Annotated in this window: 15 protein-coding genes; 10 read left to right on the top strand and 5 right to left on the bottom strand. The window is 69.9% G+C overall.

What is annotated here, in order from left to right:
* Positions 1-97 precede the first annotated feature (97 nt).
* The 8 genes from ALIDE2_RS21165 to ALIDE2_RS21130 all read left to right on the top strand — a co-directional run bounded on the left by ALIDE2_RS21165 (position 98) and on the right by ALIDE2_RS21130 (position 8,726).
* Positions 98-952, top strand: coding sequence for an ABC transporter ATP-binding protein (locus tag ALIDE2_RS21165; protein WP_013520697.1), 855 nt, complete (start codon positions 98-100; stop codon positions 950-952).
* On the top strand, positions 949-1,830 hold the full coding sequence (locus ALIDE2_RS21160) for a branched-chain amino acid ABC transporter permease (RefSeq protein ID WP_013520696.1): 882 nt from the start codon (positions 949-951) through the stop codon (positions 1,828-1,830). The genes ALIDE2_RS21165 and ALIDE2_RS21160 overlap by 4 nt, the downstream gene beginning before the upstream one ends.
* The gene (locus ALIDE2_RS21155) at positions 1,830-2,867 is read left to right on the top strand and encodes a branched-chain amino acid ABC transporter permease (RefSeq protein ID WP_013723087.1); all 1,038 of its coding nucleotides are present in this window, start codon (positions 1,830-1,832) and stop codon (positions 2,865-2,867) included. Before ALIDE2_RS21160 ends, ALIDE2_RS21155 begins: the two co-directional genes overlap by 1 nt.
* Positions 2,868-2,878: 11 nt before the next feature.
* Positions 2,879-4,060: an ABC transporter substrate-binding protein gene (locus tag ALIDE2_RS21150; RefSeq protein ID WP_013723086.1), complete on the top strand. Its 1,182-nt coding sequence runs from the start codon at positions 2,879-2,881 to the stop codon at positions 4,058-4,060.
* 8 nt (positions 4,061-4,068) lie between these two features.
* Positions 4,069-4,890: an ABC transporter ATP-binding protein gene (locus ALIDE2_RS21145; RefSeq protein WP_013520693.1), complete on the top strand. Its 822-nt coding sequence runs from the start codon at positions 4,069-4,071 to the stop codon at positions 4,888-4,890.
* Positions 4,887-6,686 carry an AMP-dependent synthetase/ligase gene (locus ALIDE2_RS21140; protein ID WP_013723085.1) on the top strand — a complete coding sequence of 600 codons (1,800 nt, stop codon included), beginning with the start codon at positions 4,887-4,889 and terminating at the stop codon, positions 6,684-6,686. Before ALIDE2_RS21145 ends, ALIDE2_RS21140 begins: the two co-directional genes overlap by 4 nt.
* Positions 6,687-6,747: 61 nt before the next feature.
* Positions 6,748-7,527, top strand: coding sequence for an enoyl-CoA hydratase/isomerase family protein (locus tag ALIDE2_RS21135; RefSeq protein WP_013520692.1), 780 nt, complete (start codon positions 6,748-6,750; stop codon positions 7,525-7,527).
* 11 nt (positions 7,528-7,538) lie between these two features.
* The gene (locus ALIDE2_RS21130; protein ID WP_013520691.1) at positions 7,539-8,726 is read left to right on the top strand and encodes an acetyl-CoA C-acyltransferase family protein; all 1,188 of its coding nucleotides are present in this window, start codon (positions 7,539-7,541) and stop codon (positions 8,724-8,726) included.
* A 62-nt stretch (positions 8,727-8,788) separates the two neighbouring features.
* On the opposite strand, the gene priA is transcribed toward ALIDE2_RS21130, so the two are convergent.
* The 3 genes from priA to ALIDE2_RS21115 all read right to left on the bottom strand — a co-directional run bounded on the left by priA (position 8,789) and on the right by ALIDE2_RS21115 (position 13,702).
* Complete coding sequence (gene priA / locus ALIDE2_RS21125; protein ID WP_013520690.1) at positions 8,789-10,897, bottom strand: replication restart helicase PriA; 2,109 nt, start codon at positions 10,895-10,897, stop codon at positions 8,789-8,791.
* A 615-nt stretch (positions 10,898-11,512) separates the two neighbouring features.
* On the bottom strand, positions 11,513-12,631 hold the full coding sequence (gene hemE / locus ALIDE2_RS21120; RefSeq protein ID WP_013520689.1) for a uroporphyrinogen decarboxylase: 1,119 nt from the start codon (positions 12,629-12,631) through the stop codon (positions 11,513-11,515).
* A gap of 42 nt (positions 12,632-12,673) precedes the next feature.
* The gene (locus ALIDE2_RS21115) at positions 12,674-13,702 is read right to left on the bottom strand and encodes a L,D-transpeptidase family protein (protein ID WP_013723084.1); all 1,029 of its coding nucleotides are present in this window, start codon (positions 13,700-13,702) and stop codon (positions 12,674-12,676) included.
* Between the two features lie 263 nt (positions 13,703-13,965).
* Here ALIDE2_RS21115 and ALIDE2_RS21110 point away from each other — a divergent pair, with 263 nt between their 5' ends.
* Complete coding sequence (locus tag ALIDE2_RS21110) at positions 13,966-14,712, top strand: sulfite exporter TauE/SafE family protein (protein WP_013723083.1); 747 nt, start codon at positions 13,966-13,968, stop codon at positions 14,710-14,712.
* 36 nt (positions 14,713-14,748) lie between these two features.
* Here ALIDE2_RS21110 and ALIDE2_RS21105 read toward each other — a convergent pair whose 3' ends face one another.
* Complete coding sequence (locus tag ALIDE2_RS21105; protein WP_013723082.1) at positions 14,749-15,345, bottom strand: redoxin domain-containing protein; 597 nt, start codon at positions 15,343-15,345, stop codon at positions 14,749-14,751.
* A 19-nt stretch (positions 15,346-15,364) separates the two neighbouring features.
* The gene (locus tag ALIDE2_RS21100; protein WP_013723081.1) at positions 15,365-17,467 is read right to left on the bottom strand and encodes a protein-disulfide reductase DsbD family protein; all 2,103 of its coding nucleotides are present in this window, start codon (positions 17,465-17,467) and stop codon (positions 15,365-15,367) included.
* Positions 17,468-17,747: 280 nt separating this feature from the next.
* Here ALIDE2_RS21100 and ALIDE2_RS21095 point away from each other — a divergent pair, with 280 nt between their 5' ends.
* Positions 17,748-18,728, top strand: a complete 981-nt coding sequence (locus ALIDE2_RS21095) for a Bug family tripartite tricarboxylate transporter substrate binding protein (protein ID WP_013520684.1) — start codon at positions 17,748-17,750, stop codon at positions 18,726-18,728.
* The last annotated feature ends 13 nt before the right edge of the window (positions 18,729-18,741 follow it).

Below are 18,741 nucleotides of genomic sequence, written 5' to 3'. Positions count from 1 at the left end.
CCCGGAAAGGCGGGACACTCCAAAAATCTACTCACGAGTAACGAGTCTACGTAAAAGTAGATTTACCTGATTGCGCAAAAACCCGTAGAGGAAACCGATGGAGACAACGCTTGCGCGCGGCGCGCACACCACCGCCCCGCCCCTGCTGCAGGTGGACAGCGTGACGCTGGCGTTCGGCGGCGTGCGGGCGCTGTCGGGCGTGGGCTTCGCCGTGCAGCCGGGCTCCATCACCGCCGTGATCGGGCCCAACGGCGCGGGCAAGACCTCGTTGTTCAACACCATCTCGGGCTTCTACCGGCCCTCGAAAGGCAGCATCCGGTTCAAGGGCCAGGACATCACGCGCATCCCCGCGCCGCAGCGTGCCCGCATGGGCCTGGGGCGCAGCTTCCAGAACATCGCGCTGTTCCGCGGCATGACGGTGCTCGACAACATCAAGCTCGGGCGCCACGCGCACCTGCAGACCAACGTGTTCGACGCGCTGCTGTACTGGGGCCGCGCGCGCCGCGAGGAGGCCGAACTGCGCCGCGACATCGAGGAACGCATCATCGACTTCCTGGAGATCGACCACATCCGCCACGCCCCCGTATCGGCCCTGTCGTACGGCCTGCAAAAGCGCGTGGAGATGGCCCGGGCCCTCGCCATGCAGCCCGAGATCCTCATGCTCGACGAGCCCGTGGCCGGCATGAACCGCGAGGAGACGGAGGACATGGCGCGCTTCATCCTTGACGTGCGCGCCGAGTGGGGCGTGACGGTGCTCATGGTGGAGCACGACATGGGCATGGTCATGGACCTGTCGGACCACGTGGTGGTGCTCAACTTCGGCCAGGTCATCGCGCAGGGCGTGCCGGCCGTGGTGCAGGCCGACCCGGAAGTGGGCCGCGCCTACCTGGGATCGGGCAACGTCGATGAGCTGCGCGCCAAGCTGCGCGCGGCCGCAGGAGCTGCCGCATGATGGACTGGGCCTACCTGTTCGAAATCAGCCTGACCGGCATCGCCAGCGGCGGCCTGTACGCGCTCGCCGCGCTGGCCTTCGTCATGGTCTACAAGGCCACGCGCGTGGTGAACATCGCCATCGGCGAGATGCTCATGGCCGGCGGCTACCTGTTCTTCACCTTCGCCGCCATGTGGGCGCTGCCGCTGTGGCTGGCGATTCCGGCCGCCGTGCTGGCCTGCGGCTTGCTGGGCGCGGTGATTGAGCGCACCATGATCCGCCCGCTGCTGGGCGAGCCGCCGATCTCCGTCTTCATGGTCACCGTGGGCCTGTCCTCGGTGCTCATCGGCCTGGTGGAGATGGTCTGGACGGCCGACCAGCGCCGCCTGCCCGAGTTCATGCCCGGCGACCCGATCATGATCGGCGACGCCTTCCTCGCGCCCAAGGTGTTCTGGGGCGCGGTGATCGCGGCCGTGTTCATCGCGGCTGTGCTGCTGGTGTTCCGCTACTGGCGCGGCGGCGTGGCGCTGCGCGCCACGGCGAGCGACCAGGCCGCGGCCTATTCGGTGGGCATCAACGTGCCGCGCGTGTTCTCGCTGGCGTGGGTGGCGTCTGCCATGCTCGCGGCGGTCTCGGGGATCATCGTCGGCTCGATCGGCGGCATCTCGTCCTCCATGGGCGTGTTCGGCCTGTCGGTGCTTGTGGTCGTCATCGTGGGCGGGCTCGACAGCGTGCTCGGCGCGCTCGTGGGCGGCATCCTTATCGGCCTGGTGGAGGCGCTGGCCGGCGCCTACCTGGGCGGCGAATACAAGCTGCTGGCCACCTTCGTGGTGCTGGTCGTCATCCTGATGGCGCGGCCCTACGGCCTGTTCGGCACCCACGAGATAGAGAGACTCTGATGCGTATCGGCACCCTCAAGGAAAGCTACGTCGCCGATGCGGCGCTGTTCGACTCGCGTACGCAGCATGCGTGGCTCATCATCGCCGCCGCGCTGCTGCTGCTGTTCCCCTTCGCGGCCAGCGACTACTGGCTCTACATGGCCTGCCTCGTCGCCATCAACGTGGCGAGCAGCACGGGCCTCAACATCCTCACGGGCTACACGGGCCTGGTGAGCCTGGGGCAGGCCGCCTTCATGGGCCTGGGCGCATACACCGTGGCGATCCTGCAGACGCGCCTGGGCACGCCGTTCCTCCTGAACCTGCTCGCGGGCGGCGTGGTGGCCATGCTGGGCGGCATCGTGGTGGGCATCCCGTCGCTGCGCGTCAAGGGCCTGTACCTGGCGATCGCCACGATCGCGGCCTCGTTCATCGCGCATTTCCTGTTCGCCAACTTCCAGATCACGGGCGGCACGGCGGGCATCTCCATGCCGCCCGCGCGCCTGCTTGGCATGGACCTGGACACGTCGTTCCGCCTGTACTGGCTCATCGTGCCCGTGACGCTGCTCATGCTGCTGGGCGCGGCCAACCTGTTTCGCACGCGCATCGGGCGCGCCTTCATCGCCATACGCGACCGCGACATCTCGGCCGAGGTGCTGGGCATCCCGCTGCTGCGCTACAAGCTGCTGTCGTTCGGCCTGTCGTCGTTCTACGCCGGCATCGCCGGGGGGCTGTGGGCCTACTTCTTCCGCGTGGTCACGCCCGAGAGCTTTCCGCTGTCGATGTCGATCTTCTTCCTCGCGGCCATCATCGTCGGCGGCATGGGATCGATCCTGGGCGGAATCCTCGGCGCGGTGTTCATGACCATGGTGCCCGAGCTGCTCAAGCTCATCGTGGACCTGCTGCCCGGTGGCGCCGCGCTGGCCGTGTTCCTCTCGCCCGTGCGCCTGATCGTGTTTGGCGCACTCATCATCGGTTTTCTGGTGTTCGAGCCGCTCGGGCTCGCAGAAATATGGCGCCGCGTGCGCCGCTTCTTCCACCTGTGGCCCTTCCGTAATTAAAGGAGACAGACATGCAACGCATTTCCCAGAAACGCCGCCGCCTCATGCTCGGCGCGGCCGCCACCGGAGCCGCCGCGCTCGCGCACCCGCTGTCGGTGCTGGCCCAGGGGGCGGAGGAGATCGTTATCGGCGGCTCCATCCCCATGACCGGCGTGTTCGCCTTCGCGGGCGTGGGCATCAACGCCGGCATTCAGGACTACGTGAAGATCGTCAACGACGCCGGCGGCATCAAGGGCCGCAAGGTGCGCTACGTGCCCGAGGACACGGGCTACAAGGTGGACGTGTCGGTGGCCGCGTTCAAGAAGATCACCAGCCAGAACAAGGTCAACGTCTACTACGGCGACTCCACCGGCTTCGCCAAGACCATCAACCCCGAGCTGGAGAGGAACGGCAACATCCTCATGGCCGGCGCCTCGTTCGCCAGCGAGCTCAACGACCCGAAGAAGTACCCGAACCAGTTCCTCGTCGGCCCCGACTACACCGAGATGTTCGGCATCCTGCTCAAGCACATCGCCAAGGAAAAGCCCGGCGCCAAGGTGGCCTTCGTGTATTCCGACTCCGAGTTCGGCCGCGACCCGATCGAGAAAAGCGAAGCCGAGGCGAAGAAGCTGGGCCTGTCGGTGCCCATCAAGATCATGACGCCCGCGGGCAGCGTGGACGTTTCCACCGAGGTCATCAAGCTGCGCCGCGCCGCGCCCGACTACACCATCTTCCACGGCTACATCCTCGCGCCCATCCCCGAGTTCATCACCCAGGGCAAGCAGCAGGGCATGAAGTCGAAGTGGATGGGCACCTTCTGGACCATGGACAGCTCCACCGTCATGAAGATGGGCGAGGCCGGCGACGGCTTCATGGGCGTGATGCCCTACCGCTACTACTACGACACCGAGAAGGCGCCCATGCTGGAGAAGATCCGCGCCATGCGCCCCGAGTACCAGAGCACGGCCTACATGCAGGGCTTCCTGGCGGCGATGCTGTTCCTCGAATCGGCCAAGCGCTGCCTGGATGCGAACAAGCCGCTCACGGGCGCCAATCTCAAGGCCGCGCACAACAGCATCAAGGACTTCGACACAGGCGGCCTGATCGGCGTGCCGCTGACCATTACCGGCAATTCCATCCCCGTGGGCCGCGTCTACAAGGCCGACATGAAGGCGCAGAAGATGGTCGCCGCCTCCGACTGGATCAAGCTCTGACCCCGGCCATGACCCCGCGCGCCACGGACAACGTCCTCGAAGTGAACAACATCGAGGTCATCTACAACAAGGTGGTGCAGGCCCTGCGCGGCCTGTCGCTGGCCGTGCCGCGCGGGCAGATCGTGGCGCTGCTGGGCAGCAACGGCGCGGGCAAGAGCACCACGCTCAAGGCCGTCTCGGGCCTGCTGCCGCTGGAGAACGGCGCGCTCGCGTCGGGCAGCATCAGCTTCAACGGGCAGGCCACCGCCGGCATCGCACCGCAGCTGCTCGTGCGCCGGGGCCTGTCGCACGTGATGGAGGGGCGGCGCATCTTCGAGGACCTGACGATCGAGGAGAACCTCGTCGCCTCGACCTACGCGCTCGCCGGGCGCGACGGTGCCGCCAAGCCCGACTTCGACCTGGTGTACGAATATTTCCCGCGCCTGCACGAGCGGCGCAAGGGCCTGGCCGGGTACCTGTCGGGCGGCGAGCAGCAGATGCTGGCGATCGGCCGCGCGCTCATCGCCCAGCCCGAGCTGATCCTGCTCGACGAGCCCTCGCTGGGCCTGTCGCCGAAGCTCACCGAGGACATCTTCGGCATCATCGCGCGCATCAACGCCGAGCGCGGCACCTCCATGCTGCTCGTGGAGCAGAACGCCACCGTGGCGCTGGCCGTGGCGCACAGCGGCTACATCATGGAAAACGGCAAGATCGTCATCGACGGCACGGCCGAGCGCCTGGCGAACGACCCCGACGTGCGCGAGTTCTACCTCGGCATGGGCGGCGGCGGCGAGGCCAAGAGCTTCAAGGACGTCAAGCATTACAAGCGCCGCAAGCGCTGGCTCTCATGAATCTTCCCGAACTCACCCTGCCCCAGATGCTGCGCCAGCGCGCGCAGCGCGATGCCCAGCGCGTGGCCATCCGGCAAAAGGACTTCGGCATCTGGAAGCCCGTGACCTGGGCGCAGTACTACGAGCGCGCCGCGCATTTCGGCCAGGGCCTGCTGCAGCTGGGGCTGCCCGCGGGCGGCCACGTGGGCGTGATCGCCGAGAACCGCATCGAATGGGTGCTCGCGCAGATGGGCGCGGGCTTGGCGGGCGGCATCACCGTGGGCGTGTACCCCACCAGCCCCACGGCCGAGGTGGCCTACGTGGTCGGCCATGCCGACATCGACATCATGGTCTGCGAGGACCAGGAGCAGACCGACAAGGTGCTGGAGGCGCTAGACCAGCTCCCGCGCCTGAAGAAGATCATCGTCATGGAGACCAAGGGCCTGCGCAGCTTCGCGCCCGAGCACCGCGCGCTCATCACCACCTTCGACGAGGTGGAGCGCCTGGGCGCGGGCGTGCACAGCCAGGCGCTGATCGACGAGCTGCTGGCGCGCCAGAAGCTCGACGACGTGGGGCTGATGATCTACACCTCGGGCTCCACGGGCAAGCCCAAGGGCGCGATGATTTCGTGGCGCAACATGCGCGGCGTCAGCCCCGGCATCATCGAGCGCCTGCGCCTGGACGCGCACACCACGCACCTGTCCTACCTGCCGCTGTGCCACGTGGCCGAGCAGATGCTCACCACCTTCTGCCCCGTCTACTTGGGTTCAACGGTGAACTTCGGCGAATCCATCCGCACCGTGCAGGAAGACCTGCGGGAAGTCGCGCCCACCATGTTCCTGGGCGTGCCGCGCATCTGGGAGAAGCTGCACTCGGCCATCACCATCAAGATGCAGGAGACCGGCCCGCTGCGCCGGCATCTCTTCCAGCGCGCCATGGCCGCCTGCGCCCCGCTGGCCGAGAAGCCGCACGGCCAGTGGACGCTGGGCGAGCGCCTGCGCCATGCCCTGCACTACTGGCTGGTGCTGCGCGCGCTGCAGAACTTCATAGGCCTGCGCGACGCGCGCGTGGCGCTGACCGGCGCCGCGCCCATTGCGCCCGACGTGGTGCGATTCTTCCGCACCCTGGGCGTGCCGCTCATCGAGGTCTACGGCCTGACCGAATCGACCGGCATGGTCACGGGCCACGACCTCGACCACGTGAGCGTGGGCACCGTCGGCCCCGTCACGGAGGGCGTTGAGTACCGCGTCGCGGACAACGGCGAGCTGCAGATCCGCGGCGAGATGGTGTTCGCGGGCTACTACAAGAACCCCGAGGCCACGGCCACGTCCATCGTGGACGGCTGGCTGCACACGGGCGACGTGGTGCGCGAGGAAGGCGGCCAGATCAGGATCGTGGACCGCCTCAAGGACATCATGATCACCGCGGGCGGCAAGAACCTCACGCCGTCCGAGATCGAGAACACCATGAAGGCCAGCCCCTACATCAAGGAGTGCGTCATCGTGGCTGAGGGGCGCAAGTTCGTCGGCGCGCTGGTGATGATCGACTACGAGACCGTGGGCAAGTGGGCCGAGGCGCGGCGCATCGCGTTCACGCATTTCCGCTCGCTGGTCGAGACGCCCGAGGTGCGCGAGCTCATCAACGCGGAGATCGCCTGCGGCAACGCCAGGCTGGCCCAGGTGGCGCAGATCCGCAAGTTCCACCTGCTCACCAAAGAGCTGGACCACGACGACGGCGAGGTCACCGCCACCATGAAGGTGCGCCGCTCCAGCATCTACAAGGCCTACGCCGCCGAGATCGAGGCGCTTTATTCATAGTCAAAATGGCCTCCAGCGCTTGTCCATCAAGCGCTGGAAGCTATCGTTCAAGTAGCACCGCATGACCACCACTCCCTTAATCCACACGCGCCAGGGCGCCATCGCCACGCTGCGCTTCGACCGCCCCGAGGCCATGAACGCGCTCGACGTGCCCACCGCGATCGCGCTGCTGGGCGCCGTGCGTGCCATCGCGCAAGACTCTGGCGTGCGCGCCGTGCTGCTGCAGGGCAGCGGCCGCGCCTTCGTCGCCGGGGGCGATCTGGCCACCCTGCGCGCCGACCCGGTGCAGGGCGCCAAGGACCTGCTGGAGCCGCTCAACGAGGCCCTGGTGCTGCTGGAAGCGCTGGACGCCCCCGTCATCGCCCAGGTGCATGGCGCGGCGGCGGGCGCGGGCCTGTCGCTGATGCTGATGTGCGACTTCGTGCTCGCGGCCGAGGGCACGAAGTTCAACCTGGCCTACATCAACCTCGGCACGAGCTGCGACGTGGGCGCTTCCTGGGCGCTGCCGCGCCTGGTGGGCCTGCGCCACGCGCTGGAGATCGCGCTGCTGGGCGAGACCTTCACCGCCGCCGACGCGCTGCGCCTGGGCCTGGTCAACCGCGTGCTGCCCGCCGCCGAGCTGGACGCCGCCGCGCAGGCCTTCGCCGCGCGCATCGCCGCCGGCCCCACCGTGGCCTACGGCCGCATGCGCCGCCTGATGCGCGGCAGCGCAGGCCGCAGCCTGCCCGAGCAGCTCGCGGCCGAGGCGCAGGCCTTCGGCGCGTGCGCCCGCACCGCGGACATGCGCGAAGGCATAGAGGCCTTCTTCGCCAAACGCCCGCCGCAGTTTCGCGGCCAATGAAAGGAAGCACCATGACCCAGCGCGACGTCTTCATCGTCAGCACCGCCCGCACCGCCATCGGCACCTTCGGCGGCAGCCTCAAGGACGTGCCCAACACCCAGCTCGCCACCACCGCCGTGAAGGCCGCCATCGCCCGCGCGGGCATCGCGCCCGACGCCGTGGGCCACGTGGTCATGGGCAACGTGATCCCCACCGACACCAAGGACGCGTACCTGAGCCGCGTGGCCGCCATCGACGCCGGCTGCCCCATCGAAACGCCCGCGTTCAACGTCAACCGCCTGTGCGGCTCGGGCCTGCAGGCCATTGTGTCCGCCGCGCAGGCCATCGGTTACGGCGACTGCGACGTGGCCGTGGGCGGCGGCAGCGAGAGCATGAGCCGCGGCCCCTACTTCGACCAGGCCGCGCGCTGGGGCGCGCGCATGGGCGACGCCAAGAGCATCGACTACATGCTCGGCATCCTGCACGACCCGTGGCAGAAGATGCACATGGGCATCACGGCCGAGAACGTGGCCGAGCGGTACAGGATCAGCCGCGAGATGCAGGACCAGCTCGCGCTGGAGAGCCAGCGCCGCGCCGCCGCCGCCATCGCTGCCGGCCATTTCAAGGAGCAGATCGTCCCCGTCGAGATCGCCACGCGCAAGGGCACGGTGCTGTTCGACACCGACGAGCACGTGCGCGCCGATACCACGCTCGACGTGCTCGCCGGCATGAAGCCCGCGTTCAGGAAGGAAGGCGGCACGGTGACCGCGGGCAACGCCTCGGGCATCAACGACGGCGCCGCCGCCGTGGTGCTGGCCGCCGGCGACCGCGTGGCCGCGCTGGGCCTCAAGCCCCTGGCGCGCCTCGTGGGCTACGCGCACGCGGGCGTGGAGCCCGCCTACATGGGCATAGGCCCCGTGCCCGCCACGCAGAAGGTGCTGGCGCGCACGGGCCTGAAGGTCAGCGACATGGATGTGATCGAGGCCAACGAAGCCTTCGCCGCCCAGGCCTGCGCCGTGGCGCAGGAGCTGGGCTTCGATCCCGCCAAGGTCAATCCCAACGGCTCGGGCATCTCGCTCGGCCACCCCGTGGGCGCCACGGGCGCCATCATCACCACCAAGGCGATTGCCGAGCTGCACCGCACGGGCGGGCGCTACGCGTTGGTGACCATGTGCATCGGCGGCGGCCAGGGAATCGCGGCCATCTTCGAGAGGGTTTGAGCCTTTTCGCCATCAAGCGCCTACTGAGTAAGCGCTTGCAGCGCTCATTCGGGTAGCGCTACTCAAATGGCCTGCGGATCCACGTCCACGAGCCAGCGCACCAGGGCGCGGTGGCGCGCGCGCTCGGCATGCAGCAGCGGCTGCCACGCGGCCAGGAAGCGCTGCAGCGCGCCGCGGCCGGGGCTCTCCAGCAGCATCTGCGCGCGCTCCACGTTGGCTACGCGCTGCACGGTCAGCGGCACGGGCGGGAAGATGAACACCTGCTCCAGCCCCGGCAGCTGCGCCGCGCGCGCGGCGTCGGCGGCGGCCTGCAGGAAGGCCTGGGCCGCTTCCTGGGTGCGCGCGTCGGCGCGCACCAGGGCCTGGTAGGCGAAGGGCGGCATGCCGGCCTCGCGGCGCTCGGCCAGCTGCTGCTGTGCGAAGGCCGGGTAGTCGTGGCGGCGCAGCGCGGCGTAGACGGCGTGGTCGGGGTGCCAGGTCTGCAGCCACATCTCGGGCGGGCTGGCCTGGGCGGCGACGTATTGCGCGTCGCGCCCGGCGCGGCCCGCGGCCTGCATGAGCAGGGCGAACAGGCGCTCGGGCGCGCGGAAGTCGCTGGAGAACAGCGCTCCGTCGGGCTGTACGGCCGCCACCAGCGTGATGCGGCGGAAGTCGTGCCCCTTGGCCACCATCTGCGTGCCCACGAGCACGTCCACCTCGCCCGCATGCACCTGGGCCAGCTGCTCCTCCAGCGCGCCCTTGGCGCGGGTGGTGTCTGCGTCCATGCGCGCCACGCGCGCGGCGCGGCGTCCGGGCGTGATCACGTTGCGCAGCAGCGCGGCCAGCTGCTCCTCCAGCTGCTCCGTGCCCCGGCCCACGGGGGCGATGTCCGGGTTGCCGCACGCGGGGCAGGCGCGCGGCACGCGCTGCGCGTAGCCGCAGTGGTGGCAGCGCAGCGTGCGGTCGATCTTGTGGAACACCTGGTGCGCGCTGCAGTGCGGGCAGTCGCTCTTCCAGCCGCAGTCGTGGCAGTGCAGCACGGGCGCGAAACCCCGGCGGTTGAGCAGCACCAGGCATTGCTCGCCGCGCTCCACGCGCTCGGTGATGGCCGCCAGCAGCGGCGGCGAGAACACTGCCCCGCGCGGCTGCTGGCCCATGTCCACCAGGCGCAGGCGCGGCAACTCGCCCGCGCCTATGCGGGCGGGCATGGCCAGGCGCTGGTAGCGGCCCACCTCGGGGCTGCTCGCGTGCCAGCTCTCCAGCGACGGCGTAGCGCTGCCCAGGATCACCTTGGCACCCTGCTCGCGCGCGCGCCAGACGGCCAGGTCGCGCGCGGAGTAGCGCGCGCCCTCCTGCTGCTTGTAGCTGGCGTCGTGCTCCTCGTCCGCCACGACCAGCGCCAGGCCCGGCAGGCTGGCGAACACCGCCATGCGCGTGCCCAGTACGATGCGCGCCACGCCCTGGTGCGCGGCCAGCCAGCTCTTGAGGCGCTGCGGGTTGGTCATGCCGCTGTGCAGGCTGACCACGGCGACCTCGCCGTACAGGGGGGCGAAGCGCGCGCGAAAGCGCGCCTCCAGCTGCGGTGTGAGGTTGATCTCGGGCACCATCACCAGGGCTTGCGCGGCGGGGCTGGCTGCCAGCGCCCGGGCCACGCAGTGCATGTAGACCTCGGTCTTGCCGCTGCCGGTGCTGCCGAACAGCAGGAAGGGGCCGGGGTTGGATTCAATTTCGGCTGCGGCGATTGCCTGCTCTGCGCTGAGTGCTACCGATTCAGTAGCGGATTCACGTGCTTGCGCGGCTGCCCCGACCGCGGGGCGGCGCATGCGCCGCGCGAGCTGCTCGGGTGTGAGCTCGCGCAGCTGCGGCGGCAGGGCGGCCAGCGCCACCTCGCCCAGGGCGCGCTGGTAGTAGCGCGCCGTGAAGGCCACCAGGCGCCGCCAGGCGGCGTCGAGCGGGGCGATGCCTTCGAGCACGCCCGCCACCGGGCGCGGCGCCATGCCCGCAGGCAGGGGCAAGGGCTCGGCGGGCGCGTCCCAGACCACGCCCAGCACCTCGCGCGCGCCCAGCGGCACGCGCACCAGCGTGCCCGGCGCCAGCGGGGCGGCACAGGCATAGCTCAGCAGGTCGCCCACGGCGCTGTGGGCCGGGGTGCTGACGGCGACCTGCACCAGGCACGGCAAAGCGTCGCTCATGGGTGGCCCGGCATGGCTCCACAGCCTTGTTCACAAAAAACGGGCGTTCTGTGGATAACTTTGTTGAAAAACCGCACGAACCAGGCTGCAGGCCGCATGGCTGCTAGCCTTGGTGCTAGTGCATTTACCCATGCCATCGAAGAAAACCCCTTATGAATCAATGATCTTTGTCATGTCGCCCGGTGCGGCGCGGACATTGTCGCGGCAGAACGGCCCGCCGCTGCCGCTGCGCCAAACATGTGCACAACTGCGCTGTCAATAGGCAAAAACATCCCAAAAATGTGGTATGCCGGGCAGCAGTCATGGGGTTTCTCATGCACTTTCGGTGGCAAGTGCTTGATTTTTCGAGGGATTCGGCAGAAGTCCAAATTTTCTGTGGATAACTTTGTTGATATCCTTCGGTCATCCCCTGCAATCCCTTGTCGCTGCGTGGTTTGTTTAGCTTGCTTACAAAAGCGGCATGGCCACGATGCCTATATGAATCAACGACTTGCGCGGTTGTCCCTTTTTTTTGGGGATCGCATGCGGTATATGAGCCGGGGATCGTCGCCCCGCGACACCCGGCCCCGTCTGTGCACAACCGGCCCGCGCGGGGCGCCGCATGTGAGTAGGCGTTTACCGCCGGCGCAGGCTGCGCGAATGGCCGTGCACCGCCTCCACCAGCGCCGCCACATGCTCGGGCGGCGTGTGCTGGCTGATGCCGTGGCCCAGGTTGAAGATGTGCGTGGGGCCCGTGGTGTCCTTGTCGGTATGGGGCGTGCCGAAGCTGTCGAGCACGGCGCGCGCCTGGGCCGCGATCGCCTCGGGCGGGGCGAACAGCACGTTGGGGTCGATGTTGCCCTGCAGCGCCTTGCCCGGGCCGCCCGCGCTGCCGCCGACGATGGCGCGGGCCTGCCCCAGGTTGGCCGTCCAGTCCAGGCCCAGCACCTCGCAGTCCAGCGCCTTCATGTCCTGCAGCCAGATGCCGCCGCCCTTGGTGAAGACGATGCGCGGCACGGGCTGGCCGTCGGCCCCGGTGCGCTGGAGCTGCGCGAGCACGCGCGCCGTGTAGGCCAGGCTGAACTGCTGGAACATGCCGTCGGCCAGCACGCCGCCCCAGCTGTCGAAGATCATCACCGCCTGGGCGCCGGCGTCTATCTGGGCGTTCAGGTACCGGGCCACGGCGTCGGCGTTCACAGCCAGGATGCGGTGCATCAGGTCGGGGCGGGCGTACATCAGGCTCTTGACCATGCGGTAGTCGTCCGAGCCCTTGCCCTCGACCATGTAGCAGGCCAGCGTCCAGGGGCTGCCCGAGAAGCCGATCAGCGGCACGCGGCCGTCGAGCGCGCGGCGGATGCTGGTCACGGCGTCGAACACGTAGCGCAGCCTGTCCATGTCGGGCACGGCCAGCTGCGCGACGTCGGCCTCGCTGCGCACCGCCTTGGCGAAGCGCGGGCCCTCGCCCTCGGCGAACGACAGGCCCAGGCCCATGGCGTCGGGGACGGTGAGGATGTCGGAGAACAGGATCGCCGCGTCCAGCGGGAAGCGCTCCAGCGGCTGCAGCGTGACCTCGGTGGCGTAATCCACGTTGGTCGCCAGCCCCATGAAACTGCCGGCCCTGGCGCGCGTGGCCTTGTACTCGGGCAGGTAGCGCCCGGCCTGGCGCATCAGCCACAGGGGGGTGTAGTCGGTGGCCTGGCGCAGGCAGGCGCGCAGGAAGGTGTCGTTGCGCAGGGGGGCGAAGGTGTTGCTCATGGGCGTGATTGTCGCAGCGTGCCCATGCGCCAGCCACCGGGGTCAGTACACCACGACCCTGTCGCCCACCCTGACCTGCTCGTACAGCCACTTGGAGACCTGGTAGTCCCTGAGCTGGCTGCAGCCGTGCGAACCGCCCTCATAGCCCACCTGGTCGAAATCGTCGGAATAGTGGATGGCCACGTTGCCGTCGTAGAAGATGGCGTAGGGCATGGGTGTGCGCTCGCCGAAGATGGTCGAGACCGTGTCGCTGTTCATGTACCAGATGCGGAACTCGCCCTTGTCGCTCTCCCAGCCCGGGCGCGCGAAGCGCGCCTCGCGCGTGAACAACGTACGGCCATCGACCACGAGCGACATCCTTTTCTGCTCCCGCGAGATGCACACCACCCGGCCCGTGGCGCAGCGCGGGTCCAGCGCCTGCGCGAGCGTGCTCGCCGGTGGCGCGTCGAACAGCTGCGCGTAGCGCGGGTTGCGCGTCTTGGCGATCAGGCGGGCCCAGGTGCGCTCGTCCATCACATGGCTGGCCGGCAGGCCCACCCGGGCGCGGAAGCCGCTGATCGCCTGCTGTGTGGCGCCGTGGAACTCGCCGTCGATCGCGCCCTGGTAATGCCCCGCCTGCCTGAGCCGGTGCTGCAGCTCCCGGATGTAGCCTGCCTGCCCGGGGCCTGTGAACCAGGGGCCCACGTCGGTGTTGCCCAGCTCCGCGGCCGTGGGCTTGTGCGACCTGGGCAGCAGCCGGTCCCAGGTGGCCTGGTCCACCACGCCCGTCTCGCGCAGGCCGTGGTCCTTCTGGAACTTGCGCACCGTCTCGCGCGTCTTCAGGCCGTAGCGGTCGTCCACGTCGTACAGCGCCAGGTACTTGGCGTGGCGCAGGCGCACCTGCAGCTCGCGTACCAGGGGGGACTCCATGCGATGGCGCAGTTCCTGCGCCAGCGGCTCGGGCTGGCTGAAGGGGCGCGGCGCGGCCGCCTCGTGCGGGGAGCCGGCCAGGGCCTGCGAAACGAGGCAGCCCAGCCCCATGAAGGCCAGGGCCGTGGCGCGCACGGCGCGGGAAAGACGCGGCGGATGCATGGCCGCCGATTATCCGGCGGCGACCGCCGGCACACCGTCCATTGCGGGCGGCGCAGCGATGCGCCCGCGCCACACCGGCAAGGGCCTGCCGCTGCGCTGGAATTTCATGTGAAAACGGGCTTCTGTGCTTTCCTGTAAAGCGTTATAAGCTATATAATTAATAGTGAAAAACGCCGCCCCGGCGCCCGCCCGCCCATCCGGGCATCTAGCCCCCCCGCCATGCCCACCGGCCATCCCGTCCACTCCACGCCCCGCGCGCCGGCATGAACCTGCTGGCCCACGCCTGGATTCTCCTGCCCGCCGTGCTGCTGGCCGGCGCGCTGATCGGCGCCACGGGCATCGGCGGTGTGCTGCTCGTGCCCGTGCTCACGCGCTTTGGCGGAGTGGAGCCCGCGCAGGCCATCGCGGCGGCCTCGCTCGCGTTCGCGCTGCCCGCGCTGGTGGCGCTGCGCCCGCTGCGGCGCGACCCGGCCCTGGCCCGGCGCACCGCGCCGCTGCTGCTGGGGGCGCTGACTGGCGCGGTGGGCGGCGCGCTGCTGGTGCATGCGCTGCCGGCGCGCGCGCTGCTCGCGGGCGTGACCGCGCTCGTGCTGTTCGCGGGCTGGCGCGGCCTTGCGGCGCGCGGGCCCGGCGCCGAGGCCGCGCCGCAGCTACCCAGGCCCGCGCTGGCCGGCTTGGGGCTGCTGGTGGGCGTGGGCTCGGCACTCACAGGCACGGGCGGGCCGGTGCTGCTGCTGCCGCTGCTGATGCTGCGGCGCCAGCCGGTGCAGTTCGCCGTGGCCGCAGCGCAGGCCATACAGCTGCCCGTGGCCCTGACCAGCAGCGCCGTGCACGCCGCCGCGCACCGGCTGGACTGGGGGCTGGCGCTGGCCTGCGGCGTGGTGATGCTGGCCGGCTCGCTCGCGGGCCAGCGGCTCGTGCAGGGGCTGGACCGGCACCGCCTGCAGCGCTTCGTGAGCATGCTGCTGCTGGCCGCCGGCGCGTGGTTCGGTTGGCTGCTGCTTGCGTGATTCCCCGGGGCGCGGGCCTTCTGCCCGCCGCCCGGGTCACTTGTACTTGATGCTGCAGCCGTAGGGCTGCGTGGCCGCCGCCGCGATGGGCCGTTGCGCGGCGATGTCGGCGAGCGCGACCTTCACGTAGTTGGTGGCGCGCTCGATGTCGGCCACGCGCGCCGAGGGGATGCTGTCGATGCCGCCCGCGTAGACCAGCGTGCCCCCGGGGTCGATGACGTACATGTGCGGCGTGGTGCGCGCGCCGTAGGCGTGGCCCATCGTGCCTTCCTCGTCCATCAGGATGGCCGTGGGCTGGGCCTTGCGCTCGGCGAGCCGTGCGGGTTCCAGGTAGTCGCCGCTCGCCTTCGCGGTGGAGTTGATCGAGAGCCACGCCAGCCCCTGCTCGCGCGCGGCCTTCTGCGTGGCGGGCATGTTGCCGCTGTCGTAGTGCTTGCGCACGAAGGGGCAGCCGGGGTTGGTCCACTCCAGCACCACGTACTTGCCGCGCAGCTCCGACAGGCGCACGGGTTTGCCCTCGGTGCTCTGCAGCGTGAAGTCCGGCGCGATCTGGCCCACCGCGGCGGCGGCGTGCGCGCCGAGGGCGGCGAGCAGCAGGGGCAGGGCGATGAGCGTGCGGCGAAGCGCCTGCATGGCGATGTCCTCCAGTCCGTTAGAGCGAATCGATGGCGGCGCGCAGTGCGTCGGAGCTCAATATCTCGCTGAACACCACGGGCGCCCGGCCCGGCGCGTGCAGCACGTACACCGGCACGCCGCTGCGGCCCAGCTGCGCCAGCGCGGCGGTGATGGCCGGGTCGCGCCGCGTCCAGTCGGCGCGCAGCAGCGCCACGTTCTTGGCGGCGAAGCCGCGCAGCACCTCGGCGTCCGACAGCGTGGTCTTCTTGTTGTACTGGCAGGTCACGCACCAGGCGGCCGTGTAGTCCACGAACACCGGCTGGCCCCGGGCCAGCAACTGCTCGGGCAGGCCGGCCTGCCAGGGGCGCCAGGGCGTGGCGGCGTCGGCCATGGGCGCGGCGCCGGCCGCGGGCAGGGGTTCTACGACTTTCGGGCCCCAGGCCCATGCCAGCCAAGCGCAGGCAACTATCGAAAGCGGAGCGAGCACGGCCCGCCCGCGCCCGCGCAGCGTGAGCGCCCACACGGCCATCGCGAGCGCCACCAGCAGCGCCAGCAGCGCCGCCGCGCCGTCGATGCCGCTTTGCTGGCCCAGCACCCACACCAGCCACACCACGGTGGCGAACATGGGGAAGGCCATCAGGCGGCGCAGCGTCTGCATCCACGTGCCGGGGCGGGGCAGGGCGCGCGCGAAGCCGGGCAGCCAGCTTGCCAGCAGGTACGGCAGCGCCAGTCCCAGGCCCAGCGCCGCGAAGATGGAGAGCGCCTGCGCGCCCGGCAGCGTGGCCGTGAGGCCGAGCGACGCGCCCATGAACGGCGCCGTGCAGGGCGATGCCACGGCCACGGCCAGCACACCGGTCAGGAAGGCATCGGCCACGGGGTGGCGCGCCTGCAGGCCGGCCAGGCGCGAGGGCAGCATGGCGCCGAACTCGAACACGCCCGCCAGGTTGAGCCCGATCACCGTGAACAGCGCCGCCAGCAGCGCCACCACGGCGGGCGACTGCAGCTGGAAGCCCCAGCCCACGGCGTCGCCCGCCGCGCGCAGCGCGAGCATGGCCGCGCCCAGCAGCAGGAACGACAGCACCACGCCCGCCGTGTACGCCAGCCCGCCGATGCGGTGCGCGCGGCGGTCCTGCGCATGGCGCGCGAAGCCCACCACCTTGATCGCGAGCACCGGGAACACGCAGGGCATGAGGTTGAGGATCAGCCCGCCCAGCAGCGCGCCGCCCAGCGCGGCGAGCCACAGGCCCATGGGCGCGGGCGTGGGCGCGAGGGCGGCGGTGCCAGCGCCGGCGGCGTTCGCACGCAGCGCGGCCTCCAGCGCGGGCGACACCTGCGCCATGGCCGCCGCCTGGGGCCAGCCGCCTTGCACGGGCAGCTCCACGCGCCAGCCTTGGCCGCCGTGGGCCAGCACCAGCGGCACCGGGTCGGGGCCGGCGCTGCGCTGGGGCGAGAGCGGCAGGCGCGCCACCCAGGTGTCGCCCCGCCATTGCTGTGACGGGTCGGCGGCGGTCTCGATCATGTCGGCCGTCTCGGCGAACACCTCCAGCGCCTGCCCGCGCAGGGCGGCGGGCAGACCCGTCAGCCTGAGCGCCAGCGCGCCGTCCTCCACCTGCGCGCCGCTGCCCGCGCCCGGGGCCAGCGGGCTGGGCTGGGCCTGGGCGGCGGCCTCGAACTGCGCGGCGTGCAGCGCCGTCGTGCCCTGGATGGGGATCTGCAGCGCGAATTCGCCCTCTTCGGGAATGCACTCCTGGCGGCACACCAGCCACGAGGCCTGCAGCCGCACCGTCACCTCCTTGGCCAGCGGGCCGGGCGCGAAGGCGCCCGAGACGGCGACCGGCACGGGCAGCAGCACCTGCCCCTCGTAGCCGTAGTTGGCCAGCGTGCCGATACGGATCCTGCGCGGCACGGGCCAGGCGATCTCGCCCGCGTCCATGCCGGGCGGCAGCTTCCACTCCAGCTGCGTGGGCAGGCCCGAGTCGCCCGCGTTCTTCCAGTAGGTGTGCCAGCCGGGCGCGTGCGTGATCGACAGGCCCAGCCACAGCGGCCTGCCCGGCCCCACGCCGTCGGGCGCCTGGGCCACGAGCTCGGCCTGCACATGCTCGGTCCGCACGCTTGCCGATTGGGCGCCGCCCTGTTTCATGAGGATTTGCGCCGCAGCGCCCGCTGGCAGAGCGCCGGTTGCTATCAAAAAAAGTGCGACCAGCCAGAGCCGCAGGCGCTGCGCGGCGGCATGGCATGAAATGGGAGAAGGCGGCATGGCGGACGGTGGGAGCCGGGGCAGGGGGATTGGTTCCCGGCGCGGGAACGCGCATCCATTTGCAAGAGATATCGACGAATAGGTTTCCGATATTTGACAGGAAATATGTCGACTGGCCATTATGGGCCGAACCCGAACCATCACGAGACAGGAGACGAGCACCATGGTGGAGACTTCACGCCGCCGATTCATGACCACGGCCGCCGCCGCTTCGGCGGCCGCTGCCTTGGGGCTGCCGCTGCAGGCGCGCGCCGAGGCCTATCCGGACAAGCCGGTGCGGGTCATCGTGCCCTTTCCCGCCGGCGGCACCACCGACGTGGTGGCGCGGCTCACCCTGCAGAAGCTCGGCGAGCTCATGGGCCAGTCCTTCATCGTGGACAACAAGGGCGGCGCCAACGGCGTCATCGGCACCGACCTGGCGGCGCGCGCCGCGCCCGACGGCTACACGCTGCTGCTCAACACCGCGGGCGCGCAGACGCTCAGCCCCGTGATCTACAAGACCCAGTACGAGGCGCTGGCGAGCTTCGAGCCCATCGCCCACCTGTGCGACGTGGGCTTCGTGGTCATCGCGCGCAAGGACCTGCCCGCCAACAACATGCAGGAGCTCATCGGCCTGGCCAAGCAGGGCAAGTCGCTGAGCGCCTCCTCGGGCAGCAGCATGATTTCCCTGATCACCGAGCAGTTCAAGAAGGTGGTGGGCGCGCCCGGCATCATCAACGCGCAGTACAAGGGCACGAGCCCGCAGATGCAGGCCGTGGTGGCGGGCGAGGTGGACTTCTCGTTCGACTCCTTCGCCTCGGTGGAGATGATCCGCGCGGGCAAGGTCAAGGCCCTGGCCGTGCTGCTGCCCCAGCGCGCCGAGTCCTTCCCCCAGGTGCCGACGATGGCCGAGGCGGGTGTCGAGGGCATGAACTTCAGCTCCTGGTCGGGGCTGCTCGCGCCCAAGGGAACGCCCAAGGAAATCGTGAGCCTGCTGGCGCAGCAGATGGACAAGGTCATGCAGATGCCCGACGTGCTGGCCAAGCTGAAGACCTACAACTACGTGCCGCGGCGCGGCACGCCCCAGGAGTTCGGGCGCCTGATCGCCTCCGACAACGAGCGCTGGAAGCGCATCGTCAAGGAGACGAACTTCAAGATCGAGTAGCACGTAAGATGGC

It is taken from the genome of Alicycliphilus denitrificans K601, assembly GCF_000204645.1.
Taxonomy (GTDB): domain Bacteria; phylum Pseudomonadota; class Gammaproteobacteria; order Burkholderiales; family Burkholderiaceae_C; genus Alicycliphilus; species Alicycliphilus denitrificans.
The sequence above is the reverse complement of the archived record's forward strand: the minus strand, read 5'-3'. Positions and strand labels throughout refer to the sequence as shown.